The organism is Natrialba swarupiae (assembly GCF_008245225.1).
In the GTDB taxonomy this organism is placed as follows: Archaea; Halobacteriota; Halobacteria; order Halobacteriales; family Natrialbaceae; genus Natrarchaeobius; species Natrarchaeobius swarupiae.
Map to the genome: position 1 here is coordinate 12,688 of NZ_VTAW01000033.1, position 23,555 is coordinate 36,242.

8 protein-coding genes and 2 pseudogenes are annotated in these 23,555 nt (G+C 61.9%); 9 read left to right on the top strand and 1 reads right to left on the bottom strand.

Going from position 1 to position 23,555, the window contains the following annotated elements:
• The first annotated feature begins 1 nt into the window (after position 1).
• Both FYC77_RS17615 and FYC77_RS17620 read left to right on the top strand, forming a co-directional pair.
• Positions 2–1,060, top strand: a complete 1,059-nt coding sequence (locus FYC77_RS17615; RefSeq protein WP_149082810.1) for an ABC transporter ATP-binding protein — start codon at positions 2–4, stop codon at positions 1,058–1,060.
• A complete protein-coding gene (locus FYC77_RS17620) occupies positions 1,053–2,063 on the top strand; it encodes an ABC transporter ATP-binding protein (protein ID WP_149082811.1) in 1,011 nt (336 codons plus the stop codon). The genes FYC77_RS17615 and FYC77_RS17620 overlap by 8 nt, the downstream gene beginning before the upstream one ends.
• 184 nt (positions 2,064–2,247) lie before the next feature.
• On the opposite strand, the gene FYC77_RS17625 is transcribed toward FYC77_RS17620, so the two are convergent.
• Entirely contained in the window at positions 2,248–3,012 is a 765-nt protein-coding gene (locus FYC77_RS17625) for an SDR family NAD(P)-dependent oxidoreductase (RefSeq protein ID WP_149082812.1), read from the bottom strand.
• Between the two features lie 303 nt (positions 3,013–3,315).
• Between FYC77_RS17625 and FYC77_RS17630 the strand changes: the two genes are divergently transcribed.
• From FYC77_RS17630 to FYC77_RS17660, 7 genes and pseudogenes are all read left to right on the top strand, one after another.
• Positions 3,316–4,080 carry an SDR family NAD(P)-dependent oxidoreductase gene (locus tag FYC77_RS17630; protein WP_149082813.1) on the top strand — a complete coding sequence of 255 codons (765 nt, stop codon included), beginning with the start codon at positions 3,316–3,318 and terminating at the stop codon, positions 4,078–4,080.
• A 135-nt stretch (positions 4,081–4,215) separates the two neighbouring features.
• Complete coding sequence (locus tag FYC77_RS17635) at positions 4,216–5,685, top strand: aldehyde dehydrogenase family protein (RefSeq protein WP_149082814.1); 1,470 nt, start codon at positions 4,216–4,218, stop codon at positions 5,683–5,685.
• A 1,747-nt stretch (positions 5,686–7,432) separates the two neighbouring features.
• Positions 7,433–7,561 (top strand): annotated as a pseudogene (locus FYC77_RS20790) (molecular chaperone TorD family protein); the annotation flags it as partial.
• Entirely contained in the window at positions 7,557–9,434 is a 1,878-nt protein-coding gene (locus FYC77_RS17645) for a hydrogenase iron-sulfur subunit (RefSeq protein ID WP_238387025.1), read from the top strand. The pseudogene FYC77_RS20790 and the gene FYC77_RS17645, both read left to right, overlap by 5 nt.
• An 82-nt stretch (positions 9,435–9,516) precedes the next feature.
• A pseudogene (locus tag FYC77_RS17650) lies at positions 9,517–10,548 on the top strand (Mrp/NBP35 family ATP-binding protein); the annotation flags it as partial.
• 303 nt (positions 10,549–10,851) lie between these two features.
• On the top strand, positions 10,852–11,679 hold the full coding sequence (locus FYC77_RS17655; RefSeq protein ID WP_149082816.1) for a winged helix-turn-helix transcriptional regulator: 828 nt from the start codon (positions 10,852–10,854) through the stop codon (positions 11,677–11,679).
• A gap of 59 nt (positions 11,680–11,738) precedes the next feature.
• Complete coding sequence (locus FYC77_RS17660) at positions 11,739–23,039, top strand: right-handed parallel beta-helix repeat-containing protein (protein WP_149082817.1); 11,301 nt, start codon at positions 11,739–11,741, stop codon at positions 23,037–23,039.
• Positions 23,040–23,555: the final 516 nt, after the last annotated feature.

Genomic DNA, 23,555 nt, shown 5'->3' on the forward strand with positions numbered 1-23,555 from the left:
AATGCTCGAAATATCCGACCTCGAAGTCAGGTACGACACGGAACACGGCGAGGTCCACGCAGTCAACGGACTGAGCGTGGACTTAGCGGAGAACGAAACGCTCGGCCTCGTCGGCGAGAGCGGCTGTGGGAAGACGACCACAGCGAAGTCGCTCATTCGCCTCCTCGAGAGTAACTGCACGATCGCCGGTGGATCGGTCGAACTCGACGGCAGAGATCTGACCGACCTCAGCCTCAAGGAGCTGAAACGGGAGGTTCGATGGAGCGAAATCTCGATGATTCCACAGAACGCGATGAACGGGTTCGATCCGGTGTACACCGTCGGCGAGCAGATCGTCGAGGTCGTTCAAGCCCACGAGTCCGATACCTCCAAAGGCGAGGCACGAGAGCGTGCGAGAGAGCTGTTCGAGAAACTCGGGATCGACGGCGATCGGATCGACGACTACCCACACCAGTTTTCCGGTGGAATGGCCCAGCGGGCGATGGTTGCACTGGCACTCGCACTCGATCCGAAGGTAATCCTGGCCGACGAACCGACGACGGCACTCGACGTCGTTATCCAGGATCGACTACTCGACGTCATCCAGGACCTCCAGGACGAGATGGACGTCGCCATGTTGCTTATCACCCACGACATGTCAGTCGTCTCTGAACGATGTGACAACATTGCGGTGATGTACGGCGGACGCATCGTCGAGTATGCGGATGCGGAGACGATCATCAAGTCACCTCGTCATCCCTACACGCTGGGGCTGCGGAACTCGTTCCCGGACATTACCGAGGACTCACAGGATCTGATCTCGATTCCAGGTGCACCGCCGACGTTGGTCGATCCTGACGAGATGTGCCAGTTCGCCCCTCGGTGTCCGTTCGCCGAAGAGGAGTGCTGGGAGGTTGCACCCGAGCCGGTGGAGTACGGAGACGGACACCGTGTCGAGTGTCACCGGGCCGACGAGGTCGAGTATCTCCGGTCGGAGGCGGAGAAACACGAGACGTGGACCGAACTCGAATCGACGGAGACCGACGACGAACTCACCGAAACGGAGGTCAAAAATGACTGAGAGGAAGATACAAGTCCGAGACGTCAAGAAACACTTCCCGGTCGACGACGGAGCACTCTCGAACTTATTCGGGTTCGGTGAAGACCAATCCGTCAAAGCGGTCGACGGCGTCTCGTTCGACATCGACGAGGGTGAAGCGTTTGGAATCGCCGGCGAGAGTGGGTGTGGGAAGACGACACTCGCCGAGACCATCCTGCAACTCGAGGAGCCCACGGACGGGGAGATAACGATCGACGGCCGTGACGTCACCGAGATGGACAAAGGAGAAATAAACGCGCTCCGGAGTGACGTCCAGATCATCCAGCAGGATCCCTACCAATCGTTGAACCCGCGGTTTACGGTCGTTCAGTGGGTTCAGGAGCCACTCGACATTCACGATATCGGCCCGAAAGACGAACGCCGCGAGACGGTGCGGGAGACGCTCGCCGAGGTCGGACTCCGCCCACCGGAGAACTACATGGACGAGTACACCTCCGAACTGAGCGGTGGTGAGCGCCAGCGCGTCGGGATTGCGCGGGCAATCGTCTCCAATCCGTCGTTCGTCGTCTGTGACGAACCGGTGAGTATGCTCGACGTGAGCATTCGTGCGAGTATCCTCCGGCTGCTCGACGACCTCCGGACGGAGAAGGGGATCTCGTTTATGTACATCAGTCACGACCTCTCCTTGCTGAAACACGTCTGTGATCGGATCGGGATCATGTATCTCGGCAGATTCGTCGAGACCGGTCCGTCGACGCAAGTGATCAACGACCCCCAACACCCCTACACACAGGCGCTCGTCTCTTCGACACCGATAATCAACCCCGACGTCGAACGGGATCGGATCGAGCTCTCGGGTGAAGTTCCTGATCCGATCGATCTCCCCAGCGGATGTCGGTTTGCGCCGCGGTGTCCAGAGGCGTCGGAGGAGTGTCGTGAAGGGGAGCCACGAATGTACGATGTCGCCGCCGATCAGCGATCGCGTTGTATTCTTCACGACGACCAGTACGATCTATCCTCGTAAGCCGATCGAGTTCGACCTCTTCACCGTCGTTCGAACGACGACTCCTTTGGTGACCGTTCGGTCGCTGTCGAGTCGTCGCCATCCCGTGTCTACTGACCTCGAGAACGAGCGTCTCTCGGATTCGGTTCGGTGTACACGAAATCGGTACTTCGCTCGATCGGTGCTCGATTTGCCGGTCGTGCTTCTACGACGTCGGTCCCCAGGAGTTCGCTAACCACCCGCCGTCGGCCTGGAGCACTTCGCCGGTGATGAAGTGATCGCCGGCCGCGAGAAACGAGACGCAGTTTGCCATCTCCTCGAGTGTCCCGTACCGCCCAAGCGGCGTCCGGTCACGAATGTCGTCGTCGGTGTAGCCAGCCGATTCCTGGGTCTGTTCGGTGATGTCCGTCTTGATGAACCCCGGTGCGAGCGCGTTGACGTGAATGCCCTCGTCCGCCCACTCGACCGCGAGACATCGTGTGAGGCTGTTGATTCCCCCCTTCGCGGCGGCGTACGGTGTCCGTTTGGCGAGACCCTGTCTGCTGAGTAGGCTCGAGATACTGATGATCTGGCCGCCGTCTCCCTGCTCGATCATCCGAGTCCCGGCCGCCTGCGAGCAGTAGAACGTACCGTTGAGATTGACGTCGATCACGCGGCTCCACTCCTCCGGATCGAACGTCTCGGCGTCGTCGATGATGGTCATTCCGGCGTTGTTGACGAGGACGTCGACGCGCTCGAACTCGTCGGTCGTCTGCTCGAGCAGTGCCTCAACCTCGTCGTACTCGGTGATGTCTGCCTCGATCGGAACGACGGTCCGGCCGTCACCACCAATATCCTCGGCAGCGGCTTTCGCACGCTCGCGGGATCGAGAGTTGACGACGACGTTCGCGCCGTCGTCGGCGAGGCGTTTCGCCACCGCTTTGCCGATTCCTGAACTCGATCCGGTCACTATGGCTGTCTTACCGTCCATGGGTTCTCCCACGTTTCGTCATCCGTCTATCTCCAAATAAAGCTATCGTCCACGCCCTGTCGGTAGGTGACCGATCGTCGTCGGTGTCCAAACACCAACACCGGTTCGTGCGGATTGCGCCGAGTCTGTCCCGGTCGATCGGACATCGGCGAGCGATCGACCGGCAATCAGGTACAGCAGACCGTCTCACACACTGATCGTCGACATCTCTGGCGGTCAGATGTGCAACGACGTGCAGCGGCTACTGTAGCGAATGTGTCTGTCATCGATACTTTTTTATCCTAAGAAACGGTTGGCTCTGGTATGTCGACTCCACTGACAGAGCAGGATGTACTCGTCGTCGGCGGCGCTTCGGGTATCGGGCGAACGGTCGCTCGGGCCTTCGCGGACGAGGGTGCCCGTGTTATGATCGCTGATCTGCAAGAAGAGCCAAAGTCGGACGGCGACCCGACGCACGAGGTTATCACCGCAGAAGGGGGCGATGCGTCGTTCGTCGACATCAACCTTCGCGATATGGCATCGGTCCAGGCAGCGGTCGACGCGACCGTCGACGAGTTCGGCGGGATCGATACGGTGTTCAACAGCGCGGGTGCCATAACGAGGGGGCGCATCGAAGACACCGACGAGGAGGCGATGGAACTCGTCGTCGACGTCAATCTGACTGGCCCGATGCGGCTGGCGAAAGCCACTCTCCCGGTACTCTCTGAGAGTGAGGGGGCGCTGATCAACATCTCATCTGAAGCCGCCGAACGGGCGGTTCCAGACCTGCCAGTGTACTGTGCCAGCAAGGGCGGGGTCAACCAACTCACCCGTCAGTTGGCCGTCGAGTACGGCGACGAGACGGTCAATATCAACGCGATTGCTCCGGGGACGACCAAGACGGCGATGAACGAGGAGGTTCGTGAGAACGATCCCGAGTGGGTTGAACGCCGCCAGGACGCGATTCCGATCGGAAAACTGAACGAACCCGAGGATATCGCGAATCTGGCGACGTTTTTGGCCTCCGAGAACGGGGCGAAGATCCACGGAACGGTGGTGAACATCGACGGCGGGACGACGGCACAGTAACCGTGGGCAACGACGTATCGTCGCGGATCTGTCCCTTTCGTTCACGTCGTTTCGAACGGACCGGCTGATCCGGCAACTGGTTGCGAGCGTTCGGTTCGTGCTCGCTCGAATCGTCCACTAACGAACCGATTCCGTATGACGACCCAACAAACCAACCATCAGGTAACCGTGTACGCTGGCGGAAACTGGATCGAAACTGACGAGTCGAGTTCGGTTTTGGATCTGGCCGACGGGGGAACTATCGCGGACGTCGCGTCGGCGACTCCTGCGGACGCTCGAGGTGCACTCGCTGCCGCTACCGACGTCGAAGCGACGATGTGCCGAACGTCGGTCGTCGAGCGCGCGAGGTGGTGTGAGGCGATCGCCGAGGGTGTCACAGAACGCCAGGCCGAACTCGCAGAAATCATCGTTCGCGAAGCCGGAAAACCGATTGCGTCGGCACGAAGCGAAGTCGAGAGCACCGTCGAGCGATTTCGGAGAGCGGCCGACGAAGCGCGACTGATCGCGAGCAACGGAGAGTATCGTGAGGGATTTACGACCGGACACGAGGGGTGGCAGTCGATCGTTAAGCCCGAACCGATCGGGACGGTGCTGTGTATCACACCGTACAACTACCCCCTCGCGACCGCGGCACTCCAGGTCGCTCCCGCTCTCGCCGCCGGAAACAGCGTCGTCCTCAAACCTGCCAGCGCTGCCCCCGTTTCCACTGCCGTTCTCACCGAGATCGTCGACGACGTCGACGGCGTTCCCGATGGGGCGTTCAACTACGTTCCCGGGTCCGGGAGCGTGATCGGTGACGTCCTGGCCGGTGATCCCCGTGTCGACGCCATCGCAATGACGGGTTCGTCCGACGCCGGCCGCCATATCGCTCGAGAGAGCGGTATCGTCACGCTCCACATGGAACTCGGCGGGAACGCGCCAGCGATCGTCTTCGAGGACGCCGACGTTCGATCGGTCGCCGAGAGCTGTGCCGGCGGGGCTCTCAAATACGCGGGGCAACGCTGTTCCGCCGTCTCTCGAATTCTCGTCGACGATGCCGTCCACGACGAGTTAGTTGCACGACTCGATCGGGAAATGGAGACGTGGGACGTGGGCCCGCTGTTCGACGACGAAACTGCAATCGGCCCGCTGATCAGCGAGGATCACGTCGATCGAGTCGAAACGCTCGTCGACGACGCCGTCTCGAGGGGTGCCTCGCTCGTTCGAGGGGGGTCCCGCGACCCACCGATTCACGCACCGGCGGAGCTCGAACCGCTGTATTTCCAGCCGACGCTCCTGGCAGACGTCCCGCCCGATGCCCGAATTCTCTCTGAAGAGCAGTTCGGTCCCATCGCCGCTGTCACGAGGTTCGACGACCGTTCGGAGGCGGTCGACCGGGCGAACGACTCGGAGCTGGCACTCGACGCTGCCGTGTTCACCCAGGCGTACGAACGGGCCCTCGAGGTCGCGGACCGTCTCGACGCGGGGTGCGTCCGAATCAATGGAGCGCCAAGTCACGGCCTCGGTGACGTCCCGTTCGGGGGCAACGGCGACTCCGGGATCGGCCGCGAGGGTATCGACACCTCGATCCACGACCTGATGCGAACCAAGAGTATCGTTCTGTAACTGCTCGAGTGTGGGTTTCGTTCGACTCCAGTTGTCGTGAACTGTTTCGTGGTCAACTGCCACCGTTCCAACTGCATCGACTGGTGTAGACTGCTGTCCGAATGTCCCGGTGGCCGCAGAACGCACCCGATTTGGCGGCCCGAGTTACAGTAGTTTGTCTGACACACCGACCGCACGCTGGTTGTTCGATTCGCTTGTACTGCCTTTAGTCGTTGTCACTACTTGGGCGCTCGTCTCTTTCCAAGTGTGGCCGTTCGTTCCCTTCTGGCGGGGTTCCCTGCTAGTACTCCGACAAGCTCGACCCCAGGGTCGGACCGGACCACACCACCGCATTCGACCCTGCAGTGCAGGCTTGCCAAAGCATTAGTGAACCCCTGATTCATCCATCGATTTCGAATTTTCGTTCACCATCGTAGGACGCGACTATATTTCGAACGATGTGGTGAAAAGCAATGAAGAATAATTAAGTATATGGGGGTAACGGCTGGATGCCTGTTCACGATAGTTGAATCGATCGTCGACTGGCGTAGGATTACATGCGTACGACAGTAATACAATGGCTGTGTTCTACTGGAGATAGTCCATTTCTGGACATAACAGTATTAGGATAGTATGCATGATATTTAATATAATAATCATTAACTCCGGGACTGATGTAGCGTTATTTCCCTCAATAAGCGTGGTGTAATCAGTCTATTTGGGTGATTTACTGGAAATGCTGACTGTGTGAACGACAGAACGACTGTCAGCTGTGTTTGCGCAATTCACCAGGCTGAATCGACCTACAATGTGTTTTCGGCTGCTTTGATCCCATCCAATCGTCTGAATCACTCGAATCCGATCGAACGCTATTTTTGGCGTCGTAGGTTTTGTCGTCGATTAGCTGCGGTGGGACTGTAATCGAGACAGTGACTGCGCTAGTATATCAGTACAGTAGGCATTCTTGGCAAAAAATGTGGTATTTAAAACATATTTGAATGCTAGTATGTGGGTCTATCAATAATTTCGAGTCCAGTTGTGATCTAACTCCTGTATGCTGTGCACTCGCATGGCAAAGACGGACGGGATCGTCCTCTTTTTATTTCACCGGCTAATCCGGACTGCTACGAGCCTGTATCCGTCGATTGCGAAACGGCAAGCGATCGACCGGCAATCAGTCACAACAGACAGTTAATCAATTCACTGATATCGAGACCTCGAGTATAGGTGCGGGGGTGTTCTCTCAGACAGAAGTTGCTCGGTGTGTTTTACCGTCTACGAGAGCGACTGTGTTTCAAAGGGAGGATGGGAATGGACGAAGCAACGCAAGAGGACGTCGAAGAAGCCATTCACGAACTCGAGCAAGAGGCGGAGTCAGACGATATCATCATTGCTGACGAGTAGGAAGCCGGACTCTCACAACCGTTGGCGGTCCTATTCTGGTGGCGAAACTGTTGCGATCCGTCTCACGACCGATACTGTCGACTTGACGATCACGGGAGTACCTCGATACCGTCGTCGAGAATTGATAGGGAGTACCGTCCCCACCCGACGGCCTCGGCGTCCCGTTGGTCGTGGCTGTCTGTCGATTCGTCGCACGAACACGATGACTGATGCGGACGCAGAACTGACGGAGATCGGCTTGCTGCTGGCACCGGCATACCGCGTGCTCGGCCAGCCGTATCTCGGGCCACCCGAAGAACGTACGATCTCTGCGATCCAGCAGTGGTGTGAGCTGTTCGCCGACGAGTCGATGTACGTCGACGATATGCTCAACGGTCCGAGCACGACCGAGGTCGAGGCGGTCTACGTCGAGATGGGAGTTGACCTCGCCGTCGAGGACGAGCTGATCGATCACGCCGGATACGAGCTTTCCTTCCTCGCAGAGCTGTGTGAACGCGGCGCTCGAGACGCACAGCTCGGGTTTATTCGAACCCACATCGGTGCTTGGCTGGGTCCACGACGAGGACGCGGCGACCGAGAAGACGGCACGGCTGGTCAACGCCGCCCGTGCGGGACTCGACGTCGACAGCGAGCCCACTTCGATTGGCGAAACCGTCGGGCAGTCCGTCGCCGTCGTCGGCGACGCGCAACTGGCCGCGGCCATGCCCGAATCGGCCGACGTCACCCTGATCGCCGACGGTCGGGAGTTCGACGACGTCGGCGCAGACCTCTCGGACGTCCGAGTCGAGCGCGGCCGCGTGATCGACGTCTTCGGGTCGCTCGGGGATATCGAGCTCACGCTCGAGGCGCGAGTCACCGACGACTGTATCGACTGCATGGAGTGTGTCCGTGCCGGTCCCGACGACGCGGTCACGCGGACGCCGGTCGACGTCGATCCCGCCGCCACTGGTGGCGAGTGGATCGACGTCTGCCCGACCGACGCGATCGATCTCGAGGGCGTCCGGCGAACCGTCTCGTTCGATCAGGTCGTCCATCCCGACGGCGAGGACGACGCCCCCGGCGGGACGACCGGCTACCACACCGACGCCGACCTCGGGACGATCGCGGCCGTCAGCGACCTACTCGACCCCGATCGATCGTCGTTTCTCGACCTCGAGATGGACGTCTGTGCGTCGGGTGACTCCGGACAGGAGGGGTGTCGAGCCTGTTACGACGCCTGTCCCCACGACGCGGTGTCGAAGCCCGCACCACACGAGGTCAGCTTCGACCGTTCGTCCTGTCAGAACTGCGGGGCCTGTACGAGTTCTTGTCCGACCGGGGCGGTCGACCTCGCGGACCGATCCAACGAGCGGATCGCCCGCGAGGTCGAGGCACTCGTCGACGAGGAGCCAAACGGTGGGCTGCTCGACTGGTCGTCGTCGGCTGCGGTCGACCCGCAGATCGTCGCGTTTGTCTGCTCCGAGCGGGCCCAGACGGCGCTGTCGCGATACGGGCAGCTGGCTGCGAGCGGCCGGGAGGAGGTCTCGTATCCCCCGATCCTTCCCGTTCGCGTCAACTGTACGGACACGGTCGGGCAGGCACACGTCCTCCACGCGCTCGCAGCGGGTGCCGACGGCGTGACGATCGTCGGCTGTGGCTCTGACTGTGCCCACTCCGGCCCCGACCCGAAAGCCGAGTTAGTCGAGCGACTCAACGCCGCGACGACCGACCTCGGGATGGGCGAGCGCGTGGCGTTTCTCGCCCCCGACCCCGACGCGCCGCATGCGTTCGCAGACGAGCTGTCGGCGTTCGTCGACGAGCTTACCGAGACGCCGATTCCGGCGGACGAACACGAGGCCTCGGGGACGTCACTCACTGCCGACGACGACCTGCCCGCCTACGGCAATCGCGTCTGGAGTCTCGAGAGCATCCGGACGATCCTAGAGCACGTCGAACCCGAGCGCGAGACGATCCGCGGCCTCGAGAACTTCGGGACGATGTCGGTCAGCGAGGCCTGTGGCCTGACGCCGACCTGTGAGAACCTCTGTCCGACTGGGGCGATTCGTCGTGATGGGGGCGATCTCGAGTTTAGCCACGAGCGATGTGTCGACTGTGGCCTCTGTGAAACCGGCTGCCCCGAAAGCGCGATTACGATGGACACTGGGCTCGATCTGGGGCTGTTGCCGGAGGAAAACGACGGCGACGCCTGGACGACTGTCCACGAAGCGGAGCTGTTCGAGTGCCGTCGCTGTGGCGCGGTCGTCGCCAGCGTCTCGACTGTCGAGGATCTCAAAGCACAGCTTCCGGATGGCCAGATGGATACCGTCGAGGGCCACATGGCGGAATACTGTAGCGACTGCAAAGGCGATCTCGTCTTCAACTCATGAACACGACTGACCAGACGACCCGACTGCCGACGGATCGACCGACGATCGACGACCAAGTCCGTGTCCAGGGGGTGAACGAGCGATGACGGTCTCCGAATCACAGCTTCGCGAACGGCTCCGGACGGTCGAAGATCCGGCACTCGGCATCGATATCGTCTCGCTTGGACTGGTCACGGATATCCGTATTGCGGACGGCGTCGCGAACATCACGCTCGCGTTCAACGCCCCCTATGCGCCCGACGAGATGGCGATGGGCGATCGAATCCGTGAGGTCGTTGCCGACCTCGGCCTCGAGACCAGACTGTCGGTGACCATTCCTCAGCGCAACTCCGCCGACCCGCTTCCCGGTGTGCGCAACGTTATCGCCGTCTCCTCCGGGAAGGGCGGCGTCGGAAAGACGACTGTCGCGACGAACCTCGCGGCCGGGCTAGCCGACGCGGGCGCCCGCGTCGGCCTGCTCGACGGCGACATCTACGGGCCGAACGTGCCGAAGATGATCGGTATCGACGGCGAACCGGGGATGACCGACGACGGGACCCTCGTACCGCCGGAAGCCTACGGCTTGAAAGTCATCAGTATGGCGTTTCTCACCCGCGAAGACGACGATCCGGCCGTGTTGCGAGGGCCGATGGTCGACAAGATCCTCATCCAGCTCATCGAGGAGGTCGAATGGGGGAACCTCGACTATCTCGTGGTCGACCTCCCCCCTGGAACAGGTGACGCCCAGCTGACGCTGCTCCAGACGCTCCCGGTCACCGGTTCCGTCGTCGTGACGACGCCCGAAGAGGTCGCTACCGACGACGTTCGAAAAGGTATCGAGATGTTCCGAAACCACGACACCCCAGTGCTCGGCATCGCCGAGAACATGAGCGCGTATCACTGCCCCGACTGTGGGGGCGAACACGCGCTGTTCGGCAGCGGTGGCGGCCGGGAAGTCGCCGAAACGTACGACGTCCCGTTGCTCGAGGAGATCCCGATGAACCCCGAGATCAGAACACGCAGCGACGATGGCGCGCCGGTCGTGCTCTGGGAGACCGAGGCCTCGGAGCCGTTCGAGGACCTCGTCGAGTCGGTCACCAATCGAGTCGGTGCGATCAACCGCGCCGATGTCGCCGGAATCGATCCCGACGATCCATCGCGGGACGAGCTGACGACACCGACAGCATACGGCGGCCTCGAGAACGGGGACGAAACGCCGTCGGCGACCGACCACGACGGGGCGTCCGCTGTAGACTCTCTCGAGGCGACACCTGACGCGGTCGAAGACGACGACGAACCGCTTGATGACGGCGACGAGCGCGTGACCGCTGACAAGGACGAACGAGATGGCGATGAGGAGGATGAAACACGTTCGTTCGGCGGCCTCGACGTGTCCGATAGACGGTAAGAATATATCGTCTCTCTTCCGACCCTGTGCATGGAGAGACCCGACGTTCCAGTTCCACCTGACAACCGAGTCGCTCTCGAGGCCCTTTCGGTGCTCTCGAACAAGTGGGGGCCCGTCGTGATCGTTATCCTACTGGAGTCGGATTCGCTTCGCTTCAGCGAACTCGAGCGATCGATCCCCGAAATCTCCTCGAACATGCTCTCGAAGACGCTCGAGGCGCTCTCGGAGCAGGGACTCGTCGACCGACGCGTGCTCTCCGAATCGCCCCTGTCGGTGGCGTACGAACTGACGGATGCCGGATACGAGCTGCAACCGGTGTTCGACTCACTCGCGGCCTGGGGGGACGAACACGTCGACTCCGTGCAGCCGACGGTCGTACTCGGAGACCGTGACCGTCGACTCGCCGACCTCTACGGCAGCTGGTTACAGGACCGATTCGACACGGTCACGGTGAGCGATCAGGAACAGCTTCGTCGGACGCTCGCGGAGACGCCGGACGTCGTCGTTTTCGATATGGATCTGTGGGCTGACGATCCGGCGACACTCGAGACGCAGTGTCCCGACGTAACTCGCTGTATCGCCCTCGTCGGTGATCGCCCCGATCCGTCGCTCTGTGCGTGGCCGTGTGACGACATCCTGCGGAAGCCCCTTCTCAACGACGAGTTGATCGCAGCCGTCGCCCGGCAGGTCGATCGGCTGGGTCAGCCAGATGCGATACGGGAACGCGAGGCGATCGAATCGAAGCTCTCCTTGCTCGAGTCGATCCACTCGGCGCCGATCCTCGAGGCGGACGAGCGAGTCGTACGGCTGTACGACCGCCTGTCAACCCTCGACACGGAGGCAGTTAGGGAAAGCTAACCTAGTCGCTTTACCTAGCGTAAGCAGAAGCTTATCAGCTCCTGAATTTTCTCTTCCGCATGGTAAATCAGGGGCAGGGCACGACCCGGCGGGGACTGGGCGTGCTCATCTGGATCGGAATCGTGGGAATCTGCGGACTGTGTGTTGTCGGTGGTGTCGCCGGGATCGCAGCTGCAGACGCTGGCGACGGATCGGAAGCGGATCGAATCACACCGACGCAGTTCGACAGCGACGAGGGCGACGTGCTCTGGGAGACCGACGAAGACCTCACCACCGGGGGAGCCCCGACGGTCGTCGACGGGATTCTCGTGACGACGACCGGCGACACTGGCGCAGACGCGGCCGTCACTGCGTACGACGTCGGGACGGGTGAGACGCGCTGGACGACCGAGGTCCCGACCGACGGATCGCCGACGGTCGTCGACGAGACGGTGTACGTCACCGGCACGGACGGCGTCTGGGCGCTCGACCTCGAACTCGGGACGCTCGAGTGGCACGTCGAGTTCGACGACGGGACGAGTTCATCGCGGGCACTCGGCGTCGACGGCGACTACGTCTACGTCGGCGAGTCGATCGACGCGACCACGGATCGACTGTACGCACTCGACGCCGACGATGGAAGCGAGCAGTGGTCGACGGAGACGGCGACCATCTACAGCGGCCCGACGGTCGTCGACGGGACGGTCTACGTCGGTACGGCCGACAAACTGGTCGCGGTCGATGCGTCTGACGCTGAAGAGCAGTGGACGTGGGACGACTACGGCGTCCTCGAGGATCGGTCGGCTATCTCGGAGCCGACGGTGTCCGACGGCCTCCTCTACGTCAGCCTTCGGGAGGGAACCGAACAGGGCGGCTACGATCGCTCCACCGTGGCGATCGACATCGAGACAGGCGAGGACGAATGGACGCACGCGTTCGATGGTCCCTCGGGGGGAGACGTCTCCCAGACGCCCACGACACCAACAGCCTCGGGCGAGAGCGGTGAGGCGACGGTTTACGTCGCATTCGACGGACTGTACGCCCTGGACGCGACCGACGGCAGCGAACGGTGGATCGACGAGACGACGGTGTGGGACGCGCCGACGGTCGCCGACGGAACGCTGTTCGTTCCGCAGTCGACGGATTCGGGAGCGCTACGAGCGCTCGACGTCACCGACGAAGGAAGCGAGCTGTGGTCAGTCGAGACCGGCGATCGCAGCGACGTCATCGTCGTCGACGGCGTCCTCTACGTCGCGGTGCAAGTAGACGAAACGGGCGAGACACGCCTGATGGCGATCGACGCCGGCGTCTCGGGCTCCAGTAGCGACGCTCGCGTAATGGTCGGCGTACAGAACAACCACCACGAGTGGACCGGCACGGTGGCGGAGACTGATCCGCGCGTCGTCGACGTCGCGTTCGACGAGGGCGTCCTCGTCGAGGAGGATGTTTCGGTCACGGTGACGGCGAGAAACGATCGGGGGCAGGCGAGTACTGCGAGTTTCGACCTCGAGCTCGGCGGCGAGACGGAGACCGTGACCCTCGAGGTTCCGGCCTACGGGACGAACACCGTCGACTCGTCGATATCCGCACCCGCAGCGGCGGGGACGTACGACCTCGAGGTCGATGACGCGGTCGTCGGGACGGTTACCGTCGTCGACGAGTCCGACCCGATCGTCCGAGTCGTGCACCCGTTCTACGAGACGTGGCTCGAGGGCGACTCGGTACAGATCGCCTACGAGGCGACGAACCTCGGAACTGAATACGTTGATGAGAACACAACCCTGTCGCTTGAAGGGCCGGCGTTTGACGGTCGCGAAGATGTCGCGTTCGTGGACGCTGAAGGACCTTTGCCGGGTGAAGAACGAACGTACTTCCTTAATACCGACGAGATTACCGACCCTGGAACGTACACCGCATATCTCGAGGGCGAGGAGATCGGGACGATCGTGGTAGTTTCGGACCCGGTCTACCTGGCCGACACTAACCGACTGCACGACTCGATCATCAGCGGTATCGAAGCGCCCGTCGATCCGAGCGCTGCGGGTGAGGCGAGCGTCGACGTTCGCTACGAGAATCTCGTCGATGGAGGCCAGAGCGTCGAGAGCGAGCTGGTCGCCTACGACGGGGGGAACGAGGTTGCAAGCGTCACCGACACAGTCTCTGTCGGCGGCGAAAGTGCCGAAACAGAGCGATTGAGTGTCACGCTTGCTGAAGCCGGTACGTACGATCTCGAGGTCGACGGCCAGTCCGTCGGTGAGGTCGAAGTACTCGTCGACGGCGTTCAGGATGGTGACAGCATCCAGGATGCGATCGACGCGGCCCAGCCGGGCGAGACGATCCTCGTCGGGAACGGCACCTACGAGGAGTCACTCACGATCGACAAGCCGCTGACGCTGCGGTCGGTGTCCGACGGTGGTGCCGTTCTCGACGGGGAGGGCAAACTCGAGCGTGCGATCACGGTGGACGCAGCGGACGTGACCGTCGACGGGGTCCGGATCGAGGGGTATTCCGGCGGAGGCGAGGCTGTCTTCGTCGGTGACGATCGGTTCACACTTCGAAATACCGCTATCGTCGACAACGACGGTGGCGCACTCACAATCGACCGAAACAGTGACGAATTCAGTATCGATCGCAACGAGATACGCAGAAACGATGCTGGTATCGTCGACGGTGATAGTTGGTACCCCTCCGATGACGGTACGATTACGAACAACACGATCGAAGACAACCAGGGTCTCGGGATCGACCTTGCAGGGGACGATCACGGTATCGCAAAGAACAACGTGAGCGGCGACGGCGACGCCATTTCTGCAACCGGATCAGATTTGGAAATTTGTCAGAACAACGTAACGGCGACAGACGGCATCGCCATCCAGATCCGGGGCGATTCGGTCGTGGTGGACAATACGATCGAGGATGCCGAATGGGGGATCCACCGGGACGGTACTATCTCCATGGACGGGACAGCCATTGAGGGAAATACCTTCCGCGATGTCTCCCACGCAATCCCGCACGCGGGTGATGATACGATCGTCCGTGACAACGAGTTTTCGGGGACTGACATCGACCTCGTGCTCGACGGTGCGATCAACGCGACGGTCACAGACAACGCATTCGTCACGGGCATTCAGCTCGACGGCGTTCCCGAAGACCTCGACGCGAATCCACACGAGATGTCCGAAAACACCGTCGGTGGTGACCCGCTCGTGTACGCCGTCGACGAAGACGCCCCCGCGATCGATCCTGGTGCCGGACAGGTCATCCTCGTCGACGTCTCGAACGTCGAAATCGACGAGCACTCGTTCTCGAACGTGAGTGCAGGGGTGCAAGTGACCCACTCCGATAGCGTCGATATCATCGGCGGCGAGTTCACCGATATCGGTGGCAGCGCGATCAGCGTTTGGCACTCGTCGTCGGTGTCCGTCGATGAAGTCGACGTGATGGACGCAGAATATGGATTGGACGTTTTCGACAGTGACGGCGTGACGGTCTCGAATGTGGACTTCACAGCTGTCGGTCGTACCGCGATTCACGTCGAACACGTCGAGGGGCTCTCGATCGTCGGGAACAGCATCCAGGACGCCAACCGCGGTCTCCACGTACTCACGGCAGACGAGGTAACAGTGACCGACAACGTCATCGAGGACTCGAGTACTGGCGTTCAGTTCGGTTTGCTGTCGCCCGGAGGTCTGGCCACCACCGAAAACCTCACGTTCATGAACAACACGATCACCGGAAGTAGCGGTGACGGCGTGAAGATGGATTGGGGTTCACTCACCGGCGTGGTGACGGTTCGCGATTCCACCGTTCGTGACAACGGCGGGGTCGGAATGGACCTCGACATCGACGGTGTGGATGCGCTGATCAAGAACAACACCGTCAGGGACAACGAGGGCGACGCCGGATTCGTCCTCGATGTAGAGAGTGAAACGGCGACAATCTCGGACAACGTCGTCACCGACAACAGCGGTGCTGTCGGATTCGATATTCACGTCGACACCGCTGATGGCACGATCGAATCGAACACCGTACGACACAACGAGGACGGCCTCGTCGTGACCGGCAACGGTGAGTACGGTCTCGAAAACGCCACGATCACGCAGAATATTATCGAGGACAACACCGGAATCGGACTCACTGTCGGCGGGGACCAGAACGTCGTCGTCACCGAGAACTCGATCGCTGGTAATGGCGACGGTCTGTTGTACACCAATGGCCTCGAGAACCTCGACGCGCGAAACAACTGGTGGGGTGCGGTTGACGGGCCAAGCGGCGGTGAAACCGATCCGGAAACAGGTGCTGTTGCAGACGGGAGCGGCGACTCACTCGACACAGCCGGTGGTTGGGCAGATTACGTGTTGTTCGACGAGTGGCTCGAGGCCCCACTCCTCGAGACTGGGACGATCACTGGCACTGTCACTGACGCGGACTCCGAGGACTCGCTCGACGGGGCGACTGTCGTCGTCACCGACGACGCCGGAGTTACTGAGACCGCCGAAACCGACGAGAACGGAGTGTACGAGCTCGTCGTTCCCGTCGGGACGTACGACCTGACGGTGAGCGCCGACGGCTACGCCGAGGCCGAAGAGACCGCCCTCGAGGTGGCTGACGGCGGTGTACTGACGACGGACGTTAGCCTCCACGTGGGTGAAGCGTCGATCAGCGGGACGGTCGTCGACGCCGAAACCGGCGATCCGGTTCCAGACGCGGAACTCGAGGTGGTCGAACAGGTCGACGTTGGCCAGACGGATCCCGCCCCGGACGGATTTGCGACGACTCTCTCGACCGACGCGAACGGTGCGTTCGACCTCGACGTCCCACCGGGGGTCTACGAAATCACCGTCGAAACACTCGGATACGCGAACGGAGGCCGTCAGAACATCGAACTCGAGACGGGTGAACAACAATCACTCGACGATATCGAACTCGCTTCGGTTCCGGTTCTGAGCGGCACCGTAACGGATTCGGAGACGGACGAACCTATCCAGGGGGCCGAGATCGAATCGCGGTTCTTCGCGAGTGACCCGTTGTACACAACGACGACGGATGCCGATGGCGAATACGCGATCAACCTCCCGGAACATCACTCGCAAACGCCGTCGGTCGAATTCGCCGCTGATGGGTACTTCTCGAACACAATCACCGCTGACGACGACCGTCTCGCGGACCCCGCGGGCGGCGACGTCGAACTTACCGTCGAACGTGAACCGGGAACCGTCACCGGCCAGGTTACGACGGAGACCGACGACCCGGTGGCGTCCGCCCACGTCACCACCAGTGACGGAAGCGGATCCGCGTGGACGAATGCGACCGGATACTACAATCTTCATCTCCAACCGGGGACGTACACGCTCGAGGTGACGACCGAGGAAGCCGTGCCACAGTCCGGGACGGTCGACGACGTCGAAGTGGTCGAAGGGGGAACCACCACGGCGGATATCGTCGTCTCCCCGGGATCACTCGAGCCGCCGTCGGCGAACGTATCCGTCGAGATTCAACCGACAGCGAGTACGACCAGCGCCACCGAGGGTGAGAACCTGACCGTCGTCGCCGACATCGATAATTCCGGGACGGGGTCGACAGATTCGATAGTCGTACTGGGAGTCGAGGAACTGGAATCGTCGGAATCTCTGTACGAGGCGGAACCCCGTTCGGTCTCTCTCGAGGCCGGCGAACACGTGACCGAGACGTTCACCTTCGAGTCGGAACTCGAGTTCGACGGTGCTGAGGCGGTCGTCGCTGCGTTCCCACCAGGATCGGACGAACCCGACGACGTCGACGAGATCGAACTCTCGGTTTCGGAAGCCGATGCCGATCGGGAACTCGAGTCGCTGTCGCTTTCGATCGACGAGACGACGATCTCCGAGGGATCGGCGACGTCGGCGACGGTGATCGCGACGTTCGACGACGGAACGACCGAGGACGTCACCGCCGAGACTCACTTGGCGAGTGATCCCGTGGATGTCGTCGCCATCGCTGGCTCGACGGTCGTCGGCGAGGAAACCGGAACGGCGACGATCACCGCCGATTATCAGGGCGAGACCGATAGCGTCGAGATGACGGTAGCGGCCGACGAACAGCCACCATCTGATCCAGAACTCGGGTCGCTGTCGCTTTCGGTCGACGAGACGACGATCTCCGAGGGATCGGCGACGTCGGCGATGGTGATCGCGACGTTCGACGACGGAACGGCCGAGAACGTCACCGACGGGACGAGTATCGAGAGCAACAGCACCGACGTCGTCTCCGTCGACGGTTCGATGCTCGTCGCCGAGGGTCCCGGCGTGGCGACGGTAACCGCCACGTACGACGGCGAGACCGATAGCGTCGAGATGGCCGTCGAGGCGGACGAACAGGAACTCGACCCCGAAACCGAACTCGACGTCCTCGAGGCGACCGTGACGCCGACACAGCTCGAGGCCGGCGAGGAGGCGACGATCGAGGGGACGATCGCAAACGTCGGCGAGGGTGACGGCGAACTACTCGTTCCACTCGAGATCGGCGGCGAGGAGGTCGAGAGTTCGACGGTCACGCTCGACGCGGGTGAGAGTACGGACGTCGCGTTCGCGTGGACGTTCGAAAATGCCGGTGAGTTTCAGGTCGGCGTCGGCGGCGTCGACATTGGAACCGTCACCGTCGTCGAGGACGCCGACGCGGACGTCCTCATCTACGGCGCAGATATGAGCCAGTCCGCGGTCGTCATCGGCGAGACCGTCACCGTCACCGGCGACCTGCTCAACGACGGCGGAGCTGGCACCGTTGCCGTCGACCTGAACGTCGACGGTGAACGCGTCGACACCATGACCGTCGAGGTCGGACCGGGTGCGACGCCCGGCGGCGTCGAGTTCGAGTGGACGCCGACCGAAGCCGATCTCCCCGCCGGAGAAGACGAGGCGAACGTGACGATCTCACTCGACGGCTTCGTCGTCGGTACGGTCCACGTCGAACACCAGTACTCCGACATCCAGGTCGTCGCGGCCTCGGCTTCGGAGACCGAACTCGTCGAGGGCGAGGAGGCGTACGTGATCGGAAGCGTCTACCAGGCGGGCAACGTCGAGGGAACGGAGGAGATCGAACTCACGGCAACCCACCAGGAGACTGGCGAGGAGACCGTCGTCGGCAGCCAGGAGGCGACGATCGCGCCTGGATACTACCATCTGGGTGCGATCAACATCACGTACGTTCCCGAGGACGCGGGCACCTACGACCTCGAGTTGGGCGACCGGGCGGCGGGAACGATCGAGGTGGAGGCGGCCGAAAGCGACGTCCAGGTGATCGCGGCTTCACCCTCTGAACTCGAACTGATCGAGGGCGAGGAGATGCACGTGATCGGGAGCCTGTACCAGGCGGGCAACGTCGAGGGAACCGAAGAGATCGAACTCACGGCGACGAATACGGCGACCGGCGAGACGACCGTGGTGGGGAGTCAGGAGATGACAGTCGCACCCAACGTCTACCACCTCGGTGCGATCAACATCACGTACGTGCCCGAGGACGCGGGCACCTACGACCTCGAGTTGGGCGACCGGGACGTGGGAACGATCGAGGTGGAGGCGGCCGAAAGCGACATCCAGGTGATCGCGGCCTCCCCATCCGAGATCGAGCTGATCGAGGGTGAGGAGATGTACGTGGTCGGAAGCGTCTACCAGGCTGGCAACGTCGAGGGCCCTGAAGAGATCGAGCTCACGGCAACGAACGCCGAGACCGGTGAAACGTCGGTCGTCGGCAGCCAGGAGATGACGGTCACACCCAAGGTCTACCATCTGGGTGGGATCAACATCACTTATGTGCCGGACGAAGCCGGCGACTACGACCTCGAGCTGGGCGACCGGGACGTGGGAACGATCGAGGTGGAGGCGGCCGAAAGCGACATCCAGGTGATCGCGGCTTCACCATCCGAGGTCGAACTGATCGAGGGCGAGGAGATGCACGTGGTCGGAAGCGTCTATCAGTCGGGCAACGTCGCCGGACCGGAGGAGATCGAACTGACGGCGACGAACACCGAGACCGGCGAGACGACCGTGGTTGGGAGCCAGGAGGTGACGGTCGCGCCCAACGTCTACCATCTTGGCGCGCTCAATTTGACGTTCGCTCCCGATGCGGGAACGTACGACCTCGAGTTGGGCGACCGGGCGGCGGGAACGATCGAGGTGGAACCGGCCGAAAGCGACATCGAGGTGATCGCGGCCTCACCCTCCGAAGTCGAGCTGGTCGAGGGCGAGGAGATGTACGTGGTCGGAAGCGTCTATCAGTCGGGCAACGTCGCCGGATCGGAAGAGATCGAACTGACGGCGACGAACGTCGAAACCGGCGAAACAACTGTGGTCGACAGCCAGGAGGTGACGGTCGCACCCAACGTCTACCACCTCGGCGGGCTCAACGTCAGCTACGTGCCGGCGGACGCCGGCGACTACGATCTCGAGCTGGGCGGCCGGGACGTCGGGATGGTTACCGTCGACGAACGCATCACCGATATCAGGGTCGTCGGCGCATCGCTCTCGACCGCCGAGCTGATCGAGGGTGAAGAGCTGTCGGTCACAGGGAGCGTCTACCAGAACGGCAGCCACACGGCGACCGAAGAGATCGAACTCACGGCCACGGAGACCGAGACGGGCGAATCGACCGTCATCGGCAGCCAGGAGGTAACGCTCCAGCCGGGGTACTACCATCTGGGTGCGATCAATATCACCTACGTTCCCGATCCGGGAACGTACGACCTCGAGTTAGGCGACCGAGACGCGGGAACGATCGAGGTCGAAGCGGCCGAAAGCGACATCGAGGTGATCGCGGCCTCACCATCCGAGATCGAACTGATCGAGGGCGAGGAGATGTACGTGGTCGGAAGTGCCTACCAGGCTGGCAACGTCGAGGGAACCGAAGAGATCGAACTCACGGCGACGAACGTCGAAACCGGCGAGACGACCGTGGTCGACACACAAGAGTTGACGGCCGCGCCCAACGTCTTCTACCTCGGTGGACTCAACGTGACGTACGCCCCCGAGGACGCCGGCACCTACGACCTCGAGTTGGGCGACCGGGATGTGGGAACGATCGAGGTCCAGGCGGCCGAAAGCGACATCGAGGTGATCGCGGCCTCACCCTCCGAATTCGAGCTGGTCGAGGACGAGGAGATGTACGTGGTCGGGAGCGTCTACCAGGCTGGCAACGTCGAAGGAACGGAGGAGATCGAACTCACGGCGACGAACGTCGAAACCGGCGAGACGTCGGTCGTCGGAACGCAGGAAGTGACGGCCTACCCCAACGTCTACTATCTGGGCGCGCTCAACGTCAGCTACGTGCCGGCGGACGCCGGTACCTACGACCTCGAGTTGGGCGATCGGGACGCGGGAACGATCGAGGTCCAGTCGGCCGAAAGCGACATTCAGGTCGTCACCGCCTCGCCGTCGACCGTGGAGGTTACAACGGGCGAGGAGATGCACGTGATCGGAAGCGTCTACCAGGCTGGAACCATCGCAGGGACCGAAACGATCGAACTCACGGCGACGAACACGGCGACCGGTGAGACGACCGTAGTCGACACACAAGAGATGACGGTCGCGCCCAACGTCTACCACCTCGGCGGGCTCAACGTCAGCTACGCGCCGGCGGACACCGGCACCTACGACCTCGAGTTGGGCGATCGGAACGCCGGCACGGTCGAGGTCGTCGAACCGACGGTCGCCCCCGAGATCGTCGCCGTCGAGGGACACACCAGCGCGTTCGATCCCGAAACCGAACAAGTGTACGCGAGCGAGGACGTCCCCGTCACCGTCGAGATCGATGCGGACCTCGATCTCGGGACGGTGAACGTGTTGGTACAATCGCTCGAGACGAACTACGTTCGCGCGTTCGAAGCAAGCCACGACGGTGCCAACAGCTGGACGGCGACGGTGTCACCCGACGCCATCGAAGACGACGGTCGCTACGACGTGTCGGTTGTTGCCGTCGATTCGGCCGGCAACGCCGGGACTGACTCCGCCGGCAGACCACTCGTGATCGACCGCGAACCACCTCGCCTCTCGGCGACCGTAGAGGACGTCGACGGCGAGGGAGCAACGGTCGTCGTCGAGAGCGACAAACCCCTCGTAGAGCCGCCGGACGTAGACGGCGTGTTCACCGCTCCCGACGGGGCCTCGACCGAGAGCGGGTCGGTCTCACTGCACCCTGTCGGCAGAAGTGACACCGACTTCACCGGCTCTTTCGCTACCGGCGAGACCGGCAGCTACGAGATCACGAGCGTCGGCACTGACCGCGCCGGAAACGAGGGATTCGACACCGCATCGGTCACCGTCGACACCCGATTTACGCTCGAGGACGGCGTCATCGAGATCGACGAGACGGGCACCACCATCGAGTTCGAGGTCGCAGACGGAGCCGACGAAGCGGTCCTCACCCAGGATCTCTTCGTCTCGCTTTCAGAGACGACTGCCAACGCGAACCTCGACGACGACCAGCTCGGGGTCGGCTTCATCACCGCGGATCTCGACAGCCTTCTCGAGTACCACCTCGATCAAGGCACCGTCGAGAGCGCGTCGATCTCGATGGCGATCGACGACGAGACCCTCCCCGACGGGGCAGTCGCCGACGACGTCGAACTCCACTACTACGACGACGAGAGCGGGGACTGGGACCCCGTGGTAGGATCGACCGTCACGGAAATCGACAGCGATCCGTTCCTCACGGCGTCGGTCTCCGGGTTCTCGACGTACGGTGCGTTCGTCCCTGATACCGAACCACCCGAGATCACGACCGCGACACCCGCCGACGGGGGCGTGTTCGCCGCCGGTACCGAAACCGTCGACCTCCGCCTCGAGTACGACGACCCCTACTCGGGGATCGACGCGAGTTCCGTCCGCCTCGAGATCGATGGCGTCGACCGGACTGATCACGAGAACACCTCGATAACGTCGTCGGGGATCGAGCATACGCTTTCCGTCGCGGACGGAGCCGACTACGACGTGTGGCTCTCGGTTGCCGACGAAGCGGGCAACGAAGCGACACACGCCACGTCGTTCGAGGTTGGGTCGTCGTCGACCGGATCCTCGGGCGGTGGCGGGGGCGGGGGCGGAGGCGGAGTGTCTCCGCCGGTAGCTGGCGACGGTGGATTCGATTCCGACGACACAGCGACTGCGGACGACCATGGCTCCGCCGTCGACGATCGTGACTCCGGTTCCGACGACGCTGACGTCCCTGTGGCGGCCGATGATTCGACCGCCGGCGCGGACGACGATGAACTGGATCCCGTCGACGAGACGCCGGTCGATACTGACGATTCGACGACCGACGACTCAGATGGCGTTCCCGGATTCGGCACGGGAGCCACAGTTCTCGCGGTCTTCCTTTCTCTTACACTCCTCTTGGGACGCGCACACGGTCGATAGCCTCGCGTCGTCTCTGTCCGGATCGGTTTCCAGAACGCTGCGGACGTGGGATTTTCTCTCGTGACTCTCTCGAGATTGTCGAACTAGTACGTCCCCGACCAGACTTTTCGAATATGGATCTCCTACAAACGAGTGAAAGCCATCCGCAAATTAGAATCCGAATATTCGGGCTGTAATAAAAGGAGTGTTCAAACTCGTCACAGGATATGATACTGATATGGTATGCAAGTGTGAATTAAAAGTGTGCGAAAAACAGCTATCGCTCAGGGCATCCGTCTTTAGCTAAACCAAGAACCGCATGACAGCGGCGGCTTATCGGAGCTACTTCTCGGAAGGAATGAGGAGGTGACAGCTGTACACACCGAAACCTCCTCACGTCACATTGAACGCCGTCTCACTAACCTCCTTCCCTCTGAAGCGCTCGAGGACCACGCCGATGTAATGAGTACGAAAACTTTTGTGAGTTAAGATCGATGAGCAAGTAATGGAACGCTCACGTCGAAAGGAGATTAAGCG